This window comes from Cellulomonas phragmiteti (assembly GCF_016862775.1).
GTDB classification, from domain to species: domain Bacteria; phylum Actinomycetota; class Actinomycetes; order Actinomycetales; family Cellulomonadaceae; genus Cellulomonas; species Cellulomonas phragmiteti.
Window position 1 is genome coordinate 1 of record NZ_BONP01000010.1, and the last position, 17,130, is coordinate 17,130.

General features: G+C 77.1%; 18 protein-coding genes and 1 riboswitch. Of the genes, 14 read left to right on the forward strand and 4 right to left on the reverse strand.

Annotated features, from left to right (window positions below; genetic code table 11):
* Nucleotides 1-10 precede the first annotated feature (10 nt).
* Both Cph01nite_RS19400 and Cph01nite_RS09855 read left to right on the forward strand, forming a co-directional pair.
* A complete protein-coding gene (locus tag Cph01nite_RS19400) occupies nt 11-103 on the forward strand; it encodes a non-reducing end alpha-L-arabinofuranosidase family hydrolase (protein ID WP_505661172.1) in 93 nt (30 codons plus the stop codon).
* A 356-nt stretch (nt 104-459) separates the two neighbouring features.
* On the forward strand, nt 460-1,443 hold the full coding sequence (locus tag Cph01nite_RS09855) for a diguanylate cyclase domain-containing protein (RefSeq protein WP_203673716.1): 984 nt from the start codon (nt 460-462) through the stop codon (nt 1,441-1,443).
* Between the two features lie 10 nt (nt 1,444-1,453).
* Here the strand turns inward: Cph01nite_RS09855 and Cph01nite_RS09860 are convergent, their stop codons facing one another.
* Entirely contained in the window at nt 1,454-2,230 is a 777-nt protein-coding gene (locus Cph01nite_RS09860) for an ATP-binding cassette domain-containing protein (RefSeq protein WP_203673718.1), read from the reverse strand.
* A 236-nt stretch (nt 2,231-2,466) separates the two neighbouring features.
* On the opposite strand from Cph01nite_RS09860, the gene Cph01nite_RS09865 reads away from it, so the two are divergent.
* Nucleotides 2,467-4,422: a beta-galactosidase gene (locus tag Cph01nite_RS09865; protein ID WP_203673720.1), complete on the forward strand. Its 1,956-nt coding sequence runs from the start codon at nt 2,467-2,469 to the stop codon at nt 4,420-4,422.
* Nucleotides 4,423-4,484: 62 nt separating this feature from the next.
* On the opposite strand, the gene Cph01nite_RS09870 is transcribed toward Cph01nite_RS09865, so the two are convergent.
* Together Cph01nite_RS09870 and Cph01nite_RS09875 are read right to left on the reverse strand one after the other, a co-directional pair.
* Nucleotides 4,485-5,123, reverse strand: a complete 639-nt coding sequence (locus tag Cph01nite_RS09870; protein ID WP_203673722.1) for a class I SAM-dependent methyltransferase — start codon at nt 5,121-5,123, stop codon at nt 4,485-4,487.
* A 41-nt stretch (nt 5,124-5,164) separates the two neighbouring features.
* The gene (locus Cph01nite_RS09875) at nt 5,165-6,157 is read right to left on the reverse strand and encodes an NAD(P)/FAD-dependent oxidoreductase (protein WP_203673724.1); all 993 of its coding nucleotides are present in this window, start codon (nt 6,155-6,157) and stop codon (nt 5,165-5,167) included.
* A 65-nt stretch (nt 6,158-6,222) separates the two neighbouring features.
* Between Cph01nite_RS09875 and Cph01nite_RS09880 the strand changes: the two genes are divergently transcribed.
* The 11 genes from Cph01nite_RS09880 (at nt 6,223) to Cph01nite_RS09930 (ending at nt 16,529) form a co-directional block, all read left to right on the forward strand.
* Nucleotides 6,223-6,813, forward strand: coding sequence for a helix-turn-helix domain-containing protein (locus Cph01nite_RS09880; RefSeq protein WP_203673726.1), 591 nt, complete (start codon nt 6,223-6,225; stop codon nt 6,811-6,813).
* Nucleotides 6,814-6,904: 91 nt separating this feature from the next.
* On the forward strand, nt 6,905-7,375 hold the full coding sequence (locus tag Cph01nite_RS09885) for an SRPBCC domain-containing protein (protein WP_203673728.1): 471 nt from the start codon (nt 6,905-6,907) through the stop codon (nt 7,373-7,375).
* Nucleotides 7,372-7,707 (forward strand): ArsR/SmtB family transcription factor, encoded by a 336-nt coding sequence (locus Cph01nite_RS09890; RefSeq protein WP_239069173.1) that lies wholly within the window; start codon nt 7,372-7,374, stop codon nt 7,705-7,707. Before Cph01nite_RS09885 ends, Cph01nite_RS09890 begins: the two co-directional genes overlap by 4 nt.
* A 281-nt stretch (nt 7,708-7,988) precedes the next feature.
* Nucleotides 7,989-8,789, forward strand: coding sequence for a cohesin domain-containing protein (locus tag Cph01nite_RS09895; protein WP_203673730.1), 801 nt, complete (start codon nt 7,989-7,991; stop codon nt 8,787-8,789).
* A 47-nt stretch (nt 8,790-8,836) separates the two neighbouring features.
* Entirely contained in the window at nt 8,837-10,687 is a 1,851-nt protein-coding gene (locus Cph01nite_RS09900) for an amidase family protein (protein ID WP_239069174.1), read from the forward strand.
* Between the two features lie 161 nt (nt 10,688-10,848).
* A riboswitch (TPP riboswitch) is annotated at nt 10,849-10,942 on the forward strand.
* A gap of 280 nt (nt 10,943-11,222) precedes the next feature.
* Nucleotides 11,223-12,251 carry an ABC transporter substrate-binding protein gene (locus tag Cph01nite_RS09905; RefSeq protein ID WP_203673734.1) on the forward strand — a complete coding sequence of 343 codons (1,029 nt, stop codon included), beginning with the start codon at nt 11,223-11,225 and terminating at the stop codon, nt 12,249-12,251.
* The gene (locus Cph01nite_RS09910; RefSeq protein ID WP_203673736.1) at nt 12,248-13,018 is read left to right on the forward strand and encodes an ABC transporter permease; all 771 of its coding nucleotides are present in this window, start codon (nt 12,248-12,250) and stop codon (nt 13,016-13,018) included. The genes Cph01nite_RS09905 and Cph01nite_RS09910 overlap by 4 nt, the downstream gene beginning before the upstream one ends.
* Nucleotides 13,011-13,802, forward strand: coding sequence for an ABC transporter ATP-binding protein (locus Cph01nite_RS09915; protein ID WP_203673738.1), 792 nt, complete (start codon nt 13,011-13,013; stop codon nt 13,800-13,802). The genes Cph01nite_RS09910 and Cph01nite_RS09915 overlap by 8 nt, the downstream gene beginning before the upstream one ends.
* Nucleotides 13,799-14,680, forward strand: a complete 882-nt coding sequence (locus tag Cph01nite_RS19230; RefSeq protein WP_203673740.1) for an ABC transporter permease — start codon at nt 13,799-13,801, stop codon at nt 14,678-14,680. The genes Cph01nite_RS09915 and Cph01nite_RS19230 overlap by 4 nt, the downstream gene beginning before the upstream one ends.
* The gene (locus tag Cph01nite_RS09925; RefSeq protein WP_203673742.1) at nt 14,677-15,831 is read left to right on the forward strand and encodes an ABC transporter substrate-binding protein; all 1,155 of its coding nucleotides are present in this window, start codon (nt 14,677-14,679) and stop codon (nt 15,829-15,831) included. Before Cph01nite_RS19230 ends, Cph01nite_RS09925 begins: the two co-directional genes overlap by 4 nt.
* The gene (locus Cph01nite_RS09930; protein WP_203673744.1) at nt 15,828-16,529 is read left to right on the forward strand and encodes an ABC transporter ATP-binding protein; all 702 of its coding nucleotides are present in this window, start codon (nt 15,828-15,830) and stop codon (nt 16,527-16,529) included. The genes Cph01nite_RS09925 and Cph01nite_RS09930 overlap by 4 nt, the downstream gene beginning before the upstream one ends.
* Here the strand turns inward: Cph01nite_RS09930 and Cph01nite_RS09935 are convergent.
* Nucleotides 16,498-17,049 (reverse strand): septum formation family protein, encoded by a 552-nt coding sequence (locus Cph01nite_RS09935; protein WP_203673745.1) that lies wholly within the window; start codon nt 17,047-17,049, stop codon nt 16,498-16,500. The genes Cph01nite_RS09930 and Cph01nite_RS09935 overlap by 32 nt on opposite strands.
* Between the last annotated feature and the right edge of the window lie 81 nt (nt 17,050-17,130).

A 17,130-nucleotide genomic window follows, 5' to 3' on the forward strand; every position in this document is an offset into this window, starting at 1 on the left:
CCCGTGCAACCTGCGGCTGCTCTACCAGGGTCGTGACCCCAGCTCGGGTGGCGACTACGGCCGCCTGCCGTACCGGCCCGGCCTGCTGACGATGCAGCGCTAGTCCGCTCGGGCCGGCCTGCCCGGCCCGAGGACGCACGTCGGTCCGGCCGTCGCCCCCGGTGGGTGGCGGCCGGACCGACGGGACCGGGAACTCGGACCCGGGAGGGCCGGGCGGTGCGGGGGGCCGCCCGGTCCGACCCCTGCCCGGCGGCCCGGTGCCCGGGTCGCGCGCCCCGCCCGACGGGCGGGGGACGGCACCGTGAATCCTCGATGAACGTCCTGCCGGGATCACCCGGCCCGGGCCCGCGCCCCGGCCGCGGGCGCCACGATGGCCCCCGTGACCGACCGTCCGCTGCACCGCACCCCACCCGTCGCGCCTGCCGCCGCAGGCACCACCCGGGCAGCGGGGGACGTCCGATGAGCGAGCTCGCCGCCACGGTCGACGCCCCCGGGGCCCTGGGCGCAGGGGCCGGCACCGGCGCGGTGCCGGCGGTCGTCCCGCAGCGGCTGGGCGACGTCGCGGTCCCCGTGCGCTCCGTGGGGGCCGAGGACGCGATGGCCGACGTCGAGGTCCTGTTCCGTGCGTCGGCCTGCACGTCGATCGCGGTCCGGGACGACGGGCCCGGCCGGGTGGGGCTGCTCACGCGGCACCGCTTCACCGAGGCGATGAGCGGGCGGCTCGGCTACGGGCGCGCCATGCTGACCCACCGGCCCGCGGGCCAGGTCACCGACTGGACCCCGCTCGTGCTGGACGCGTCGACGACGGTCGTCGACGCCGCCCGTGTGGCCATGGCGCGTCCGGCGGACGTGCGGCACGACGACGTGCTGGTGCCCGGGCCGTCGTGGTCCGCCGTCAGCACCGCCGACCTCGTCTCCGCCCTGACCGCCGCGGTCGCCCACCGCGCCACGTGCGACCCGCTGACGGGCCTGCTGAGCCGGCCGCACCTGGTCGCGGCGGCCGCGCACTGGGCGGCGCAGGCGCTGCCCGGCACGCGGCGGCGGCTGCTGCTGGCCGCCGTCGACGTCGTGGGCATGGCCGACCTCAACGCGTCCTACGGCCTGGACTCCGGGGACGCGCTGCTGCGCGAGCTCGCGCGCCGGGTGGCGGGCACCGCGCCCCACGGGGCGGTCGTCGCCCGGCTCGACGGGGACGCGTTCGCGGTCCTCATGCTGCTGCCCGCCGTGTCCGAGGAGCGTGCGCAGGAGATCGTCGCGAGCGTCCGGGACCGGGTGCGCGGCGCGTGCGACGGGCTCGGTGCGGCGGTGCGCGTCGCTGTCACGGCCTCGATCGCGGGCTGGGCCGACACGGGCCTGCTGCTGCTCGAGGTGGAGCGGGAGCTGCGGGGCACGCGCTCAGCGCGGCCCGCCCCCGAGGCCGCGGCGCTGCGCTCCCGGCGCTGACGCGCCGACGTCAGGCGGGCCGGCCGCCGACCACGTCGGGCAGCGCCTCCGCGAGCGCCTGCGTGTCCGGGTGCTGCGGGTGCTGCAGGAGGTCGCGCAGCGGCCCTGACTCGACGATGGTGCCCTCGGCCAGGACGAGCACGTGGTCCGTGAGCCGCTCCAGGAGGCGGACGTCGTGGGACGCGACGAGCAGCCCGATGCCGTCGGTGCGCACGAGCGCGCGGATGTCGTCGGCGATCTCCTCGCGCATCGTCTGGTCGACGGCCGTCAGCGGCTCGTCGAGCAGCAGGAGGTCCGGGCGCGTGGCCAGGGCGCGGGCGATGGCGATGCGCTGGCGCTCGCCGCCGGACAGCGTCCCGACGCGCCGCGTGACGAACCGGATGGGCAGCCCGACCACGCCGAGCGCCGCCTCGACGTCGTTGTCGGTGGTCCGGCCGGCCTTGCGGGCCTCCTTGAACGCGTCGAGGATCGTCTCCTCCACGGTCCGCTGGATGTCGACGCCGGCGATGCCGTTCTGGTGCACGGTCCGCAGGCGGGCCTTGACGTCCTTGCGCCGCCGGCGGGGGGTCTTGCCGACGGGCACGCCGTCCAGGGTGACGTGCCCCTGACCGGGGCGCATGCCCCCGCCGAGGATCTCGACGAACGTCGACTTGCCGACGCCCGAGCGGCCGAGCAGGCCGATCGCGTCGCCGGGGCGCAGCGTGAGGTCGACACCCGCGAGCACGGGGGGTCCGCCGTACCCGGCCCAGACGTCGGTGGCCTCGAGGACTGCGGGGGTGCTGCTCATGCGTGCTCGTCTCGTCTCGTCGTGGGCGCCGTCCGGCGCTGCTGCGTGTCCCAACGTACGGGCAGGCCGGTCGGATCCCATGATCCGCTCCCGACGTGCGGGCCTGCCCTGTTAGCGTTCACACGCAACCCTTGAGCCCCGACGTCGTCGCGTCGGCGGGCCGCGGGGGTCGGGCGACGACGCCGGCACGGCTCGCCGCCCACCCGCGGTGCGCCGCGCCCCAGGAGGACCCCACCGTGCGAAGCGACACCCCGATCCGCTACGGCGGCGACTACAACCCCGAGCAGTGGCCGCAGGACGTGTGGGACGAGGACGTGCGCCTCATGCGCACCGCCCGCGTCACGACGGCCACGGTCGGGGTGTTCTCGTGGTCGCGCCTCGAGCCGCGGCCCGGCGAGTACGACTTCGCGTGGCTGGACGACGTGCTCGCCCGGCTGCACGCCGGGGGCGTCCGCGTCGTCCTGGCGACCGCGACCGCCTCGCCGCCGGCGTGGTTCTCCCAGCGGTACCCGGACTCGCTGCCGATCACGCAGGACGGCGTGCGCCTGGCCTTCGGGTCGCGGCAGCACTACTCGCCGTCGTCGCCCGACTACCTGCGGCACGCCCTGGCGCTCGTCGAGCAGGTCGCGTCCCGCTACGCGGACCACCCGGCGCTGGAGATGTGGCACGTCAACAACGAGTACGGCTGCCAGGTGTCGCGCTCGTACGACGCTCACAGCGCGGCCGCGTTCCGCACCTGGCTCGCGCGCCGGTACGGCGACGTCGAGGAGCTGAACCGCGCGTGGGGCACGGAGTTCTGGTCGCAGCGCTACGGGTCGTTCGACGAGGTCGGCGTGCCGTCCGCCGCGCCGGCGACCCGCAACCCGACGCAGGTGCTCGACTTCCACCGCTTCAGCTCGGACGCGATGCTCGCGCTGCACCGTGCGGAGGTCGAGGTCATCCGCCGGTACAGCCCCGACGTGCCGATCACCACCAACTTCATGGGCTTCTTCGAGGGTGCGGACTACTGGGCGTGGGCGCCGTACGTCGACGTCGTCAGCGACGACGCCTACCCCGACCCGGCCGACCCGGGCGCCTACGTGCGTCTCGCCGCGGAGCGTGACCTCGTGCGCGGGCTCGGCCAGGGGCGGCCCTGGCTGCTCATGGAGCAGTCGACCAGCGCGGTCAACTGGCGCGCCCGCAACGCGCCGCGTCCCCGCGGGCAGCACCGTGCGCAGTCCCTGCAGGCCGTCGGTCGCGGCGCGGACGGCGTCCTGCACTTCCAGTGGCGGCAGTCCGCGTCGGGCGCCGAGCGCTTCCACTCCGCGATGGTGCCGCACGCCGGGCCGGACTCGCGGGTCTTCCGGGACGTCGTCGCGCTGGGGGAGGAGCTGGCGGGGCTGACGGACCTGGTGGGCGCGCCGGTCCCGGCCCGGGTCGCGGTCGTCATGGACTGGGACTCCTGGTGGGCGCTCGAGCAGGGGGCGCTGCCCACCCGCGTGGAGTACGTCGAGCGGTTCTGCGACTGGTACGCCCCGTTCCTGCGCCGCGGGGTCACGGTCGACGTCGTCCGCGCGGGTGCCGACGTCACCGGCTACGACCTCGTCGTCGTGCCGGTGCAGCACGTGGCGCGCCGGGAGCACCTCGAGGCGCTCGACGCCTACGTCCGCGGGGGCGGTCACCTCGTCGTCACGTACGCGTCGGCCGTCGTCGACGAGGACCTGCGCATCTACCTGGGCGGGTACCTCGGCCCGCTGCAGGCCACGCTGGGCGTGCGCGTCGAGGAGCTCGCGCCGACCGCCGGCCCGGGCGGGTCGCCCGGGGGCGGGCTGCGCCTGGCAGGTGACCTGGTCGGCGACGCGACGCTGTGGCAGGACGTGCTGGTCGTGGACGACGCGCAGGTCGTCGCGACCTTCGCCGACGGGTACGCCGCCGGGGGTGCGGCGGTGACCCGGCGCGAGCACGGCCACGGGGTCGCCTGGTACGTCGGCACGCAGCCGTCGGCCGCGGTGCTGGACGCGCTCGCCGACCGTCTGCTGACGGAGGCGGGCGTGCCCGCGCTGCTCGCGGAGCCGGTCGTGGGGGTCGAGGCCGTCCGCCGCGGGGACCGCCTGGTCGTCGTCAACCACACCGACGCCCCGGTGACGCTCGACGTCGCGGGGCGGACGGTCGAGCTGGGCCCGCACGACGCCCGCGTGCTGCCCGCGACCTGACCGGCGACGGACGTGCGGGGGTGCCGTCGGCAGGCGACGGCACCCCCCGCACGGTCCGGGCGTCAGCGGCGGCGGGCCACCAGGACCGCGTCGCGGACCGTGACCTCCGCGCCGTCGTGGACGATCGCGCGCTCCAGGGTGCGCGGCTCGATCGACGCCCACTGCGCGGGGTCGAGGTCGGCCGCGATCTGCTCGGGCGTGTAGCCGAGCCGCGCGAGGTGCGGACGGGGGACCGGCCCGTCGAGGTCGGACAGGTCGTGGCCGACGACGAGCAGCGTGCCACCCGGCGCGACGGCGTCCGCGAGCCACCCCCAGCCGCGCCCGCTCTCGGCGTGCAGGTAGTGCGACGTGACCAGGTCGTACCGCGCGGGCGGGTCCCACGTCCGCAGGTCCGCCTCGACCCACGTCGCGACCAGGCCCCGGCGTGCGGCCTCCGCCGCGCCGCGGTCCAGCGCGGTCCGCGAGGCGTCGACGGCCGTCACCGTCCAGCCGCGCTCGGCGAGCCACACCGCGTCCCCGCCCTCGCCCGCGCCGGCGTCGAGCGCCGTGCCGGGGGTCAGGTGCGACGCGAGCTCGACGAGCGAGGCGTTGACCCGCCCGCTCCACAGCTGGTCGTGCGCGCGGTACCGCTGCTCCCACCAGGCCGGGTCGAGCTCGGCGTCGGCGGGGACGGTGTCGGTGCGGTGCTGGTGGTCGTGCACGTCGGTCTCCTGGTGGGGTGGGAGGGGCTGCTGCGGGGTGCTCAGGCGCCGGCGCGCGCGGCGGCGACGTCGGCGAGGACGAGGGCGGCGTTGACGTGGGCCCCGGCGAGGGACCCGGCGGCGATGCTCGAGGGCAGCGCGTGCTGCGGGCCGGTGACGTTGCCGGCGGCCCAGACGCCCGGCACGGACGTCACGCCGGTCGGGTCGACGGCGACGGCGCGGCCGACGTCCTCGCCCAGGAACTCCAGCGGGGTGGTCGCCAGGCCGAGACCGTCGACGACGACGTCGTCGAGCACCGCCCGCGAGCCGACGAACACCGCGTCGCAGGGCACCACGTCGCCGTCGGCCAGGACGAGCCCCGTCAGGGCGTCGTCCGCGGTCCGGACCTGCGCGACACGGCCGGCGACGACGCGCACGCCGCGGGCCGCGAGGTCGGCGTGCTCCTCGGTGCCCGGCTCGAGCGCGTCGTTCAGCAGGAGCGTGACGTCGGCGCTGAGCTGGCGGACCAGCAGCGCCATGTGGACGGCGCGGGGGCCGGTCGCGAGCACGGCGAGCGCCCGGTCCCGGACCTCCCAGCCGTGGCAGTAGGGGCAGTGCAGCGCGTCGCGTCCCCAGCGGTCGGCGAGCCCGGCCACGTCCGGCAGCGCGTCGCGCATGCCGGTCGCCAGCACGAGCCGGCGCGCCCGGTGGGTGCGGCCGTCGGCGGTGTCGACCTCGAACGCGGGCTCGTGCGGGGCGTCGTCCGTGCCGCCGGCGCCCACGGCGCGCGCCGCGACGACGCGCGCGTCGGCGACCTCCACGCCGTAGCGGGCGACCTCCGCGCGGCCGGTGGAGAGCAGCTCGCCGGGCGGGGTCCCGTCGCGCGTCAGCAGGTTGTGGGCGTGGGGGGAGGTGGCGTTGCGGGGCTCGCCCGCGTCGAGGACGCGCACGGTGCGGCGCGAGCGTCCCAGGCTCATCGCGGCGGCGAGCCCGGCGGCTCCCCCGCCGAGGACGAGGACGTCGACGGGCTCGGGGTCCACAGGGGTGATCGGCATGGTCCGAGCGTGCGCGATGTCGTGCCGTCTTGACAAGGGAGGTTGCCGCCATGGCAAATGGAGGCATGGACGACGACCTCGGTGCCGTGCTCGACACGGTCGGGCCTCGGCTGCGGGCGCTGCGCGAGCAGCGGGGGGCGACGCTCGCCGACGTGGGCGACGCCACCGGCATCTCCGTCAGCACGCTCTCGCGCCTCGAGTCGGGGCTGCGGCGCCCGACGCTGGAGCTGCTGCTGCCCCTGGCGCGGTTCCACGAGGTGACGATCGACGAGCTGGTCGACGTCCCGGTGGGCGACGACCCGCGCGTCCCGGCGCACCCGACCGTCCGGCACGGTGTCACGTACGTGCCACTGAGCCGACGTGGCGAGGGGCCGCGCGCGTTCCGGATGGTCTACCCGCCGCGCACCCCCGCCGAGGTCGGCGAGCCGCGGGTCCACGACGGGTACGAGTGGCTCTACGTCCTGAGCGGCACCCTGCGGCTGGTGCTCGGCGGGCGCACCCTCGACCTCGTCGGCGGCGAGGCGGCGGAGTTCGACACGCGCGTCCCGCACTGGCTGGGCAACGTCTCCGACGCCCCGGCCGAGGTGCTCGCGCTCTACGGCCCCCAGGGCGAGCGGATGCACGTGCGCGCGCGTCCGCGGCGGCGCGACGCCTGACCGCGCAGCCGGAGCAACCGGAGGGTTGCGCAGAACGCCGTCGCGTGCCAGGCTCATCTGCAACAACAGAGTTGCACCAAGGGAGATCGACATGAGCCACCACCAGAGCTCCGCCGTCGTCGTCGACGCCACCTCGAGCGTGACCCGCACCGTCCACGTCGCGGCGAGCCCCGCCCGCGTGTTCGAGGTCCTCACCCGGGACGACCTCGTCGCGCAGTGGTTCGGGCAGCGCGCCTCGCTGCCCGACCTGCGCGTCGGCGGCACCGGCACGCTGGGGTGGGACGGCCACGACGACGTCCCGCTGCGGATCGAGGCGTACGACCCGCCACGCCGCTTCGCGTTCGCCTGGCCGGGCTGCGGCGGTGAGCTGCGCGACGGCACCGACCTCACCGTGACGTTCACGCTCGAGCCCGACGGGGCCGGGACGGCGCTCACCGTCGTCGAGACCGGGTTCGAGCAGCTGGGCGACGACCGGCTGCGCGAGCTGGAGGACCACCGCGGCGGCTGGACCGCCGAGCTCGACGAGCTCGTCGAGCTGGTCGCCGGCGGGGTGGCGGTGTGACGTCGACGACCGGGACGGCGCAGGTGGTCGCGGTGTGCGCCGCCCTGGGCGACGCGACCCGGTGGCAGGTGCTCACCGAGGTCGGGCGCGGCGAGGCGTCCGCGTCGGCGCTCGCGGACCGGCTGCCGGTGAGCCGCCAGGCGATCGCCAAGCACCTCGCCGTGCTGGCCGAGGTCGGTCTGGTCGAGCCCGTGCGGGTCGGCCGCGAGGTGCGGTACCGGGCTGTCGGGGCGCGGCTCGGGCTGCTGGCCCGGACGCTCGACGCCGTCGGCGCCCGCTGGGACGAGCGCCTGGCTGCGATCGCCCGCCTCGCCGAGGCCGCGGACGACTGAGCCGCCGACGACTGACCCGGCGGCGGCGGGAGACCGCGTCGCGGCGTCGGCCCACCCCGCCGTCACGGCCTCGCCGGGGTGGGCCCGTGGGTGGTCCGTCCGGGATGTCCGGTCGCGACACGCGACGGTGACCTGGGCGTCGTCCGTGCGGCGTCGGCGGCAACCCGCGGGCAACGGCCGCGAAACGTCGCGCTGCGAACCTGCTCGGGCGCAGGGGGCGCCTGTCTCGGTCGCACCGGTCCGCCGGTGCGTGCCGTCCGCCCGGAAGGAACCACCGCCCCATGCGCGACCGCACCCCCGGGTCGGGACTGCCACGACGTGCCCTGCACGTCGTCGCCGCCGTCCTCGGCCTCACCCTCCTGACCGCGGCACCCGCCGCCGCCGCACCGTCCGTGGGCGAGGTCGCGCTCGGGGCGCCCGCGGGCCCCGTCGCCGCCGGGGCGACCGTGGACGTCCGGCTGGACCTGCGCGCGGTCGTCGACCTCTACGCGTACGAGGCCACCCTGACGTTCGACCCCGCGCTGCTCGCCTTCGAGGCCGTCACGTCCACGCCGGACGGCGGGTTCGACGACGTCGTCGCCGGCTCCGGGTCCGTCACGGTGCGGCACAGCCGCCTCGGCACGTCGCCCGGCCTCGACGGCGACGTCGCCCCCACCACGGTGCGCCTGCGCGCGCTCGCCGGCGGGACCGCGACCGTCACGCTGTCCGGGCTGACGCTCGTCGGTGCCGACGGGGTCACGGACGCCGCCGCGGACGTGACGTCCGTGGCCGTCGTGGTCACGCCCGCCCCGACGCCCACGCCCACCATACCCGCGCCGACCACACCCGCGCCGACCACACCCGCGCCGACCGCCACGCCCACCGCGGCCCCCACGACGTCGCCGGACCCGACCGCGACGCCCTCGGGCGGCGCGACGGCCGCTCCTGCCCCGACGCCCTCGCCGACGGCCGGCGCCGCTGCCCCGGGGACCGGTGCGCTCAGCGCGACCGGCGCCCAGGTCGGCGCGCTGCTCGCCGTGGCCCTCGGCGCGGTGGCGCTCGGCGCGTTCCTCGTGCGTCGCCGGACGGCGGCGACCCGATGAGCCGCGCAGGCGCCGCCCCGACCACCCCGACCCGCAGGAGCCGACCCGTGGACCGACCGCAGCTGCGCCGCAGCGTCACCGCCGTCACGGTGACGGGCGCCCTCGCCCTCGCCGGAGCCGTCGCGACGCCCGCGACGGCCACCCCGACCGCCCTGGCACGCACCGCCCCCGCGGCGGCGGGCGCCGCGTTCCTCACGCCGTACCTCACCGAGCTCGACCTCACGGGCGACCGTCAGGTCACCAACTCCGACCTCGACGTCGTCGCCGCGCACCTCGGGGCCACGTCCGGCTCGGCCGGGTGGTCGCAGGTCGCCGTCGCGGACGTGGACGGCGACGGCACGCTGACCCTGGCGGACCTCGTGGCGGTCTCCCAGCGCATGGTCTACGACGACGGGCCCTTCGAGCTGGTCGAGGCGAGCGTCCTGGACATGCAGGCCGCCATGAACGCGGGTGTCACGACGTCCGTCGCGCTCACCCAGGCCTACCTCGACCGCATCGCGGCCTACGACGACGCGCTCGTCGACACCGCGGCCGGCGGTCGCCCGCTGAGCTCGATCATCGCGGTGAGCGACGTCGCGCTCGCCGCCGCGGCCGCGGCGGACGCCGAGCGGGCCGCGCACGGCATGACGAGCCCGCTGCTGGGCGTGCCCGTGGCCGTGAAGGACAACTACGACACCGTCGACATGCCCACGACCGGCGGGTGCGGCTGCTGGCAGGACAACCGGACCACCACCGACGCGACGATGGTGGCGGGCCTGCGGGAGGCCGGCGCGGTCGTCCTCGCCAAGGCGGGGCTCGACGAGTTCGCGTACGGGTTCGTCTCGGAGTACTCGGCGGGCCTGCCCGTCGGCGCGACCGTGCGGATCGCCAGCCCCTACGCCACGTCGCGCAGCGCGGGCGGGTCCAGCGGCGGCACGGGTGCCGCGATCGCCGCGAACCTCGCGGGCATCGGGTTCGGGACCGACACCGGAGGCTCGATCCGGGTGCCGTCGTCGTACAACCAGCTCGTGGGCGTGCGGCCCACCGTCGGCCTCGCGAGCCGCGACGGGATCATCCCGCTCGCGCTCAGCCAGGACACCGGCGGGCCGATGACCCGCTCGGTGCTCGACGCGGCGGTCGCGCTCGACGCCGTCGTGGGCGTCGACGAGGCGGACCCGGTGACGTCCACCCAGGCCGGGCAGGTCCCCGAGTCGTACACGGCGTCGCTCGACGCCGACGCGCTGGACGGCGCCCGCATCGGGTACGTGCCCTCGATGATCGGCACCAACCGCACCACCGTGCGGCTGTGGGCGCAGACCCGTGCCGCGCTCGAGGCCCGCGGTGCCACGCTCGTCGAGGTGTCGTCGTCCCCGGCGTTCGAGGCCGTGCTGGCCGAGCCGAGCGGGAGCACCAACGAGTTCCGCCGGGACCTGGCCGCGTACGTCGAGCGGCACCTGGCCCCGCAGGTGCAGGCGCGCACCATCGAGGACATCCTCGCCGGCGGCCACTACGTGACGTCGCGCCGCAGCGTCTACGTGCAGCGGGCGGCCGTCACCGACGCGCAGTACGAGGCGTGGGCCGGCCCCGAGGGCTCGCACACGCGGGCGCTGGCGACCGGGCGCACCCTGGTCACGCAGCTGCTCGACGACCTCGACCTCGACGCGCTGGCCTACCCCAGCGGCACGCCCTACGGCACGCACAGCACCAACATGCGGCTGAGCCCCAACTCGGGCCTGCCGGCCGTCACCGTGCCGATGGGTCAGGCGACCGCCGAGGACGCGACGATCACGGGCGCCGGGGTCAACCTCGAGCTCGTCGGCCGCGCGTTCGACGAGGGCACGCTGCTGGGCCTCGCGTACGACTTCGAGCAGACCACGCGGGCCCGCACGTCGCCCGCGCTGTACGGCCCGCTCGGCTGACACCCCGCATTACCCCGCAGTACCACGCGGTACCACGCAGGACCACGCAGGACCACGACGACCCCCGACCGGGCACCCGGTCGGGGGTCGTCGTGCGAGCGGCGGCGGACCACAGTGCGGACGGGCCGGGGCGCGCCGTGCGGTCGCGCTAGGGTCGGCGGCGTCGTGACACGGGGTGCCGCATCCGCGGCTGAGATCACACCCGTCGAACCTGATCTAGGTCGCTCTAGCGAAGGGATGTCGCGCATGTCTCCCATGCGTCTGCCGCTGCACGCCCACCCGCACCGACGCCGGGGGCCCCTGCCCACCTGACGTCGCCGCGCCGCAGGACCCGCCCGTCGCGGCGCGTCCTCGACGCCGACCCCGCCCACCTCCCGGTCGCCCGCCGCGCCCGGTGCACCCGCACGCCTCCGGGCGGTCCGGTGCGCCGGTGTGCTGCCGACGCGCGCCCGGACCCCGGGCCGCCACCGCGCGCCCGCAACCCCGCGCCCGCCACCCCGCGCCCGCCACCCGGCGCCCCACCCCAGGAGATCCCGTGCCCCGCACCCGCCCGGCCCTCGCGGCCGTCCTGCTCACCACCCTCGCCCTCGCGGCCTGCGCCGACGGCCCCGGCACCGCTGCGGCGGACGAGCGGCCCGTCGTCCGGTTCGCGCTCGACTGGACCCCCAACACCAACCACACGGGCCTGGAGGTCGCGCTCGCGAAGGGCTGGTTCGACGACGCTGGGATCGACGTGCAGGTCCTGCCGTACACCGAGGCGCAGCCCGACGCGCTGATCGACGCCGGCGCCGCCGAGGCCGGCATCAGCTTCCACGACGCGTCGGTCCTCGCGCAGGCCGCCGGCGCCGACGTGGTCGCCGTGATGGCGCCGCTGCAGCACTGGGCGACGGCCATCGGGGTGCGCGCCGACGACCCGACGATCACCCGCCCGCGCGACCTCGACGGCCGCGTCTACGCGGGGTTCGGCGGCGTCGCCGAGGTGCCGCTCCTGCAGGAGGTCATCCGGGCCGACGGCGGGACGGGCGACTTCACGTCCGTGACCCTGGGGACCAGCGCCTACGCCGCGCTGTACGCCGGCGAGGCCGACTTCACCATCCCGTTCGTGGCGTGGGAGGGGCTCGAGGCCGAGCACGCCGGCACACCCCTGCGGTACTTCCGGTACACGGACCACGGCTTCCCCGACGCGTACGCGGTCCTCGTCGACGCGCGACGCTCGTGGGTCGAGGAGCAGCCGGACGTCGCCGCGGCCTTCGTCGACGCGCTGCGCCGCGGGTACGCGTACGCGGCCGACCACCCCGACGAGGCCGCGCAGCTGCTCCTCGACGCGCACCCGGACGCCTTCGCGGACGCCGCGATGGTGCGCGAGAGCCAGCGGCTGCTCGCCGCGGAGTACCTGCGGGCCGACGACGGCACGGTGGGCGGGATCGACGCGGCGCGCTTCGCCGGCTACGCCGACTTCCTGTTCGAGAGGGGTCTGCTGACCGGCCCGGACGGCGACCCCGTGACGGAGCGCCCCGACTGGGCGACGTTCCACACCGACCCGGGCACCGGCGGGACGCGGTGACGCGGGGTCCGGGGCGGGCGCTGCCCGTCGTCGCGGGGGCCGCCGCTCTGCTGGTGCTGTGGCAGGTGGTCGTCGCGGTCGGCGGGATCGCCCCCCGGCTGCTGCCGTCCCCCGCGCGCGTCGCGCAGCAGGCGTGGGCGCACCGGGAGGTGCTCGCGGCCCACGCGGGCGCGACGCTCACCGTGACCCTCGTCGGGTTCTCGGTGTCCGTGGCGGTCGCCGGCGTGCTGGCGGTCACGCTCGACCGGCTGCCGCGCCTGCGGGCGGGCGTGGTGCCGCTGCTCGTCGCGTCGCAGACCGTCCCCGTGCTCGTCGTCGCGCCGCTGCTGGTGCTGTGGTTCGGGTTCGGCCTGGCGCCCAAGGTGCTCGTGGTGACGCTCGTGACGTTCTTCCCGGTCGCGCTCGGGCTCGTCGAGGGGTTCGCCGCGGCCGGGCCGGGGGCGTCGGCGCTGCTGGCGACCATGGGGGCGAGCCGCTGGCAGGAGTTCGCGTACGTGCGGCTGCCCGCCGCGATGCCCCGGTTCTTCACCGCGCTGCGCATCGGTGTGACGTACGCGGTGGTCGGGGCCGTCGTCGCGGAGTACGCCGGCGCCGTGCACGGCCTGGGGACGTACATGACGATGCAGCGCGCCGCGTTCCGCACGGACCTCGTCCTGGCCGCCGTCGGGGTGTGCGCGGCGCTGACGCTCACGCTCTACGCGCTGACGTGCCTGGCCGAGCGGGTCGTCGTCCCCTGGGCCCGGCCGCGGCAGGTGCGTCATGGGTGACGCGCTGCTGGAGGTCCGCGACATGCACCTGGCCCTGCCCGCGCCCGGCGGGCCGAGGTCCGTGCTCGCGGGTGCCGACCTCGCGGTGCCGCGCGGCGCGTTCACGTGCGTCGTCGGGCCGTCCGGGTGCGGCAAGAGCACGCTGCTGGGCGTCGTGGCGGGGCTGCGCCGTCCGGACCGTGGGGCGGTGCTGCTCGACGGGCGCGACGTCACCGGCACCACCGGGCACGCCGCGTGGATGGCGCAGGACGACCTGCTGCTCGAGTGGCGCACCGTGCTCGACAACGTCGCGCTGGGCCTGCAGGTGCAGGGCGTGCGCCGCCGCGAGGCCCGCGCCCGGGTCCGGGACCTGCTCGACGAGTTCGGGCTCGCCGGCCACGTCGACGCCCGCCCGTCGGAGCTGTCCGGCGGGCTGCGGCAGCGCGCCGCGCTGGCCCGCACGGTCGCGCAGGGGCGGGAGCTGCTGCTGCTCGACGAGCCGTTCGGTGCGCTCGACGCGCTGACGCGTCTGCACCTGCAGCGCTGGCTCGCGGCGACGTGGGCGGCGCACCGGTGGACGGTCGTCATGGTGACGCACGACGTGCGCGAGGCCGTGACCCTCGCCGACGAGGTCGTGCGCCTGTCCGGGCAGCCTGCGCAGATCGCCGCGCGGTACCGCGTCGACGAGCCGCACCCGCGGCACCCCGCCGGGCTCGGTCCGGCGACGCGCCGGGTCGAGCAGGACGTGCTCACGGGCCTGGGCGTGCTCGGTGCCCCCGACGACGCGCCGGTGCCGGTCCCGTGACGGCGACGCACGGGGTGACGCGGCGCGCGCCGGCCGGGGCGGACCCGGTGGCCGCCGTCGCGGGCACCGCCGGGCGGTCGCGCGGGCGGCGCGACGGGTGGCGCGACGGGTGGCGGGGGTGGTGGAGCCTCGGGCTCGTCGTCGTCGCGTGGACCGTGGCCACGTCCGCCGGTGCCGTCGCGCCGCAGGTGCTGCCCGGCCCGGCCGCCGTGGCGCGGGCCGGCGCCGAGCTCGTCACCGCCGGGACGCTGCTGCCCGCGCTGGCGGTGAGCGTGGGGCGGCTCGCGGTCGGTGCGCTCCTCGGCACCGGTCTCGGCCTCGCGCTGGGGCTGCTGGCCGGGCTGACGCGCACCGGGCACGACGTCGTCGACCGGCCCGTCCAGGCGGTGCGCGCCGTGCCGTTCACGGCGCTGACCCCGCTGCTGGTCGTGTGGTGCGGGCTCGGCGAGACGCCCAAGGTGCTGCTCGTCGTCATCGCGACCGTCGTGCCCGTGTACGTCGCCACCGTGCAGGGCGTGCAGGGAGTCGACCCGCGCCTGCGGGAGCTCGCCGTCGCGCAGCACCTCGGACGCGGCGCGACACTGCGGCGCGTCGTGCTGCCCGGCGCGCTTCCCTCCGTGCTGGCCGGCGTGCGCCTCGCGCTCGGCACGGGCTGGGTCGCCGTGATCGTCGCGGAGCAGGTCGCGACCGACCGCGGCGTCGGCGCCCTGCTGGCCGACGCCCGCACGTGGGCGCGCACCGACGTCGTCCTGCTGTGCGTCGCCCTGTACGCCGTCCTCGGCCTGCTCACCGACGCCCTTATCCGCGCCACCGAGCAGCACGCCCTGCGCTGGCGCACCCCGCCCGCCCACCCCTGCCTCCCGAAGGAGCCCGCATGACCCCCACCCCCCGCACCCCCCGCACTCCCCGCACCCCCCGCGCCCCCCGCGTCGATCCCGCCGATCGTGCGGGGTTGCCGTCGCCGGACGACGGCAACCCCGCACGGTCCGCCCGTGCGAGCCGCCTGCGGCGGCGCGCGGGGGTCGTCGGTGCCGTCGTCGTCGCGCTCGCGGGGTGCGCCGCCGGCGGGAGCGCGTCGTCCGGCCCGGCCGACGCTCCCGGCACGGCCGACGCGCCGGGCGTGACCCTGCGCGTGGGGCCGCTGTCGACGCAGAACCTGCTGACCCTCGCCGTCGACGACGGCCTGGCGGCGGAGCACGTCGCCGCCGCCGGTGCGACCCTCGACGTGTCCGCGCCCTTCCCCGCGTTCGCGCCCGCCGCCGAGGCCCTGGCCGCCGGGCACGTCGACGTCGTCAGCGGCTCGACCACCGCGGTCGTCGCCGCGCTCGCGGGCGACCCGGACCTCGTCGTCGTGGCCGTCGAGCACGACGCCGGCGACACCCAGGGCATCGTCGCGCACGGTGCCGTCGCGGGCGACCTCGCCGACCTCGCCGGGCGGTCCGTCGCGGTGAACAAGGGCGGGACGGGGGAGTACCTGCTGCGGCTCGCGCTGCGCCGCGCGGGCCTGACCCCGGCGGACGTCCGCATCGAGTACCTGGGCCCGCCGGACGCCGCGAGCGCGTTCGCCGCCGGGCAGGTCGACGCGTGGGCGACGTGGGACCAGTACCTCGTCGGCGCGCAGGCGCTGCCCGGCGTGCGGACGCTCGCGCTGGCCCGTGACCTCGCGTCGGACAACCGGACCGTGCACGTGACGACCCGCGACGTGCTCGAGCGGCACCCGGCGGCCGTCGCCGCGCTGTACGCCGCGCTGGTTGCCGAGGCCGAGGCGCTGGCGGCCGACCCGGGCCGACGGGTCGCGGCCTACCGCGACGCGGGTGCGAGCGACGCGGTCGCGGCGGCCCTGGGCGAGCTGGCGCCGCCCACGGTCGGGCCCGCCGACGCGACGTTCGCCGCCGAGCTCGCGCGGGTCGCCGACCTGTACGCGGCCGAGGGGATGGTCCCGGCGCCGGTCGACGTGTCGGGTGCGGCCGTCGACGTCATGACGCTGCCCGCGGCCACGCCCGCCGCCCGGACGCGGCCCGCCGGGTGAGCGTGCGCGTGCGCGGCCTGCGCCGCGCGTTCGGGACCCGTGAGGTCCTCGGCGGCCTCGACCTCGATGTCGCCGCCGGGGCGTGCGTCGCCGTCGTCGGGCGCAGCGGCGGGGGCAAGTCCACCCTGCTGCGCGCGCTCGCGGGTCTCGACCCGCACGCGTCCGCGGACGTGCTCGACGTCGCGGGGCCGGCGGGCGTCGTGTTCCAGGAGCCGCGCCTGCTGCCGTGGGAGCCCGTCTGGCGCAACGTGCTGCTCGGTCCCGGCCCGCACCCCCGCAGGTCCGACCGCCCGCGCGCGGTCGAGGCGCTCGCCGAGGTCGGGCTGGTCGACCATGCCGACGCCTGGCCGCTGACCCTGTCCGGGGGAGAGGCGCAGCGCGTCGCGCTGGCCCGTGCGCTGGTGCGCCGGCCGCGGGTGCTGCTGCTCGACGAGCCGTTCGGCGCGCTGGACGCGCTGACGCGGCTCGCGGCGCACGCGCTGCTGCGCGACGTGCGGGCGGCTCGCCCCGTCGCGACGGTGCTGGTGACGCACGACGTCGACGAGGCGCTCGCGCTGGCGGACGAGGTCCGCGTGCTCGACGGCGGCCGGCTGGCGGCCGCCGTCGAGCCGGGCACGGCCGACGCGCGGGAGGTGCTGCTGGAGCGGCTCGGGGTGCCGCCCGGGATCAGAGGCCGGAGTCGCGCATCGTCCCGGTGACGCCGCCGTCGAGGTGCACGACGAGGCACTGCACGACGTCGTCGCCCTGCGCCCAGCCCTCCTCGGTGGGGGCCAGGTAGGAGTAGTCGAGCGCGGACTCCTCGTAGCTCATGCCGACGAAGGTCGCGAAGCCGTCGTAGCAGAACTGGTCGGCGTGCGTCGGGGTCTCGGTGTCGCCGGACTCCGCGAGCGCCAGGTCGGCCTGGTACTGCTCCTCGGTGAGGGTCGTCTCGGCGTAGATCTCCGCGTCGTGCAGCTCGCTGCAGGGGACGGTCGGCAGGGAGGAGAACTCCGACGCGTCCTCCGACGTCTCGAGGTAGTTGAGGCAGTCGCCAACCTGCAGCGAGAACACGTCCGCCTCGGCCGACGCGGTGATCTCACCGCCCGGCTCGTCGCGCTGCGCGGGCTCGGGGGTGTCACCGAGGACGGAGTCGAGGAGGGAGCCGCAGCCGGCGAGGGTCACCGCGAGGGTGACGGCCAGGGCGGGGGCGGCGAGGAGGCGGCGGGTGCGCAGGTTCACGGCGAGCAGTGAACCAGCACGGGGGGTCCCCGCGGGACCGTTTTGCGGCGACCTGGGGATGAAGACCTGTGAACGGGCTGT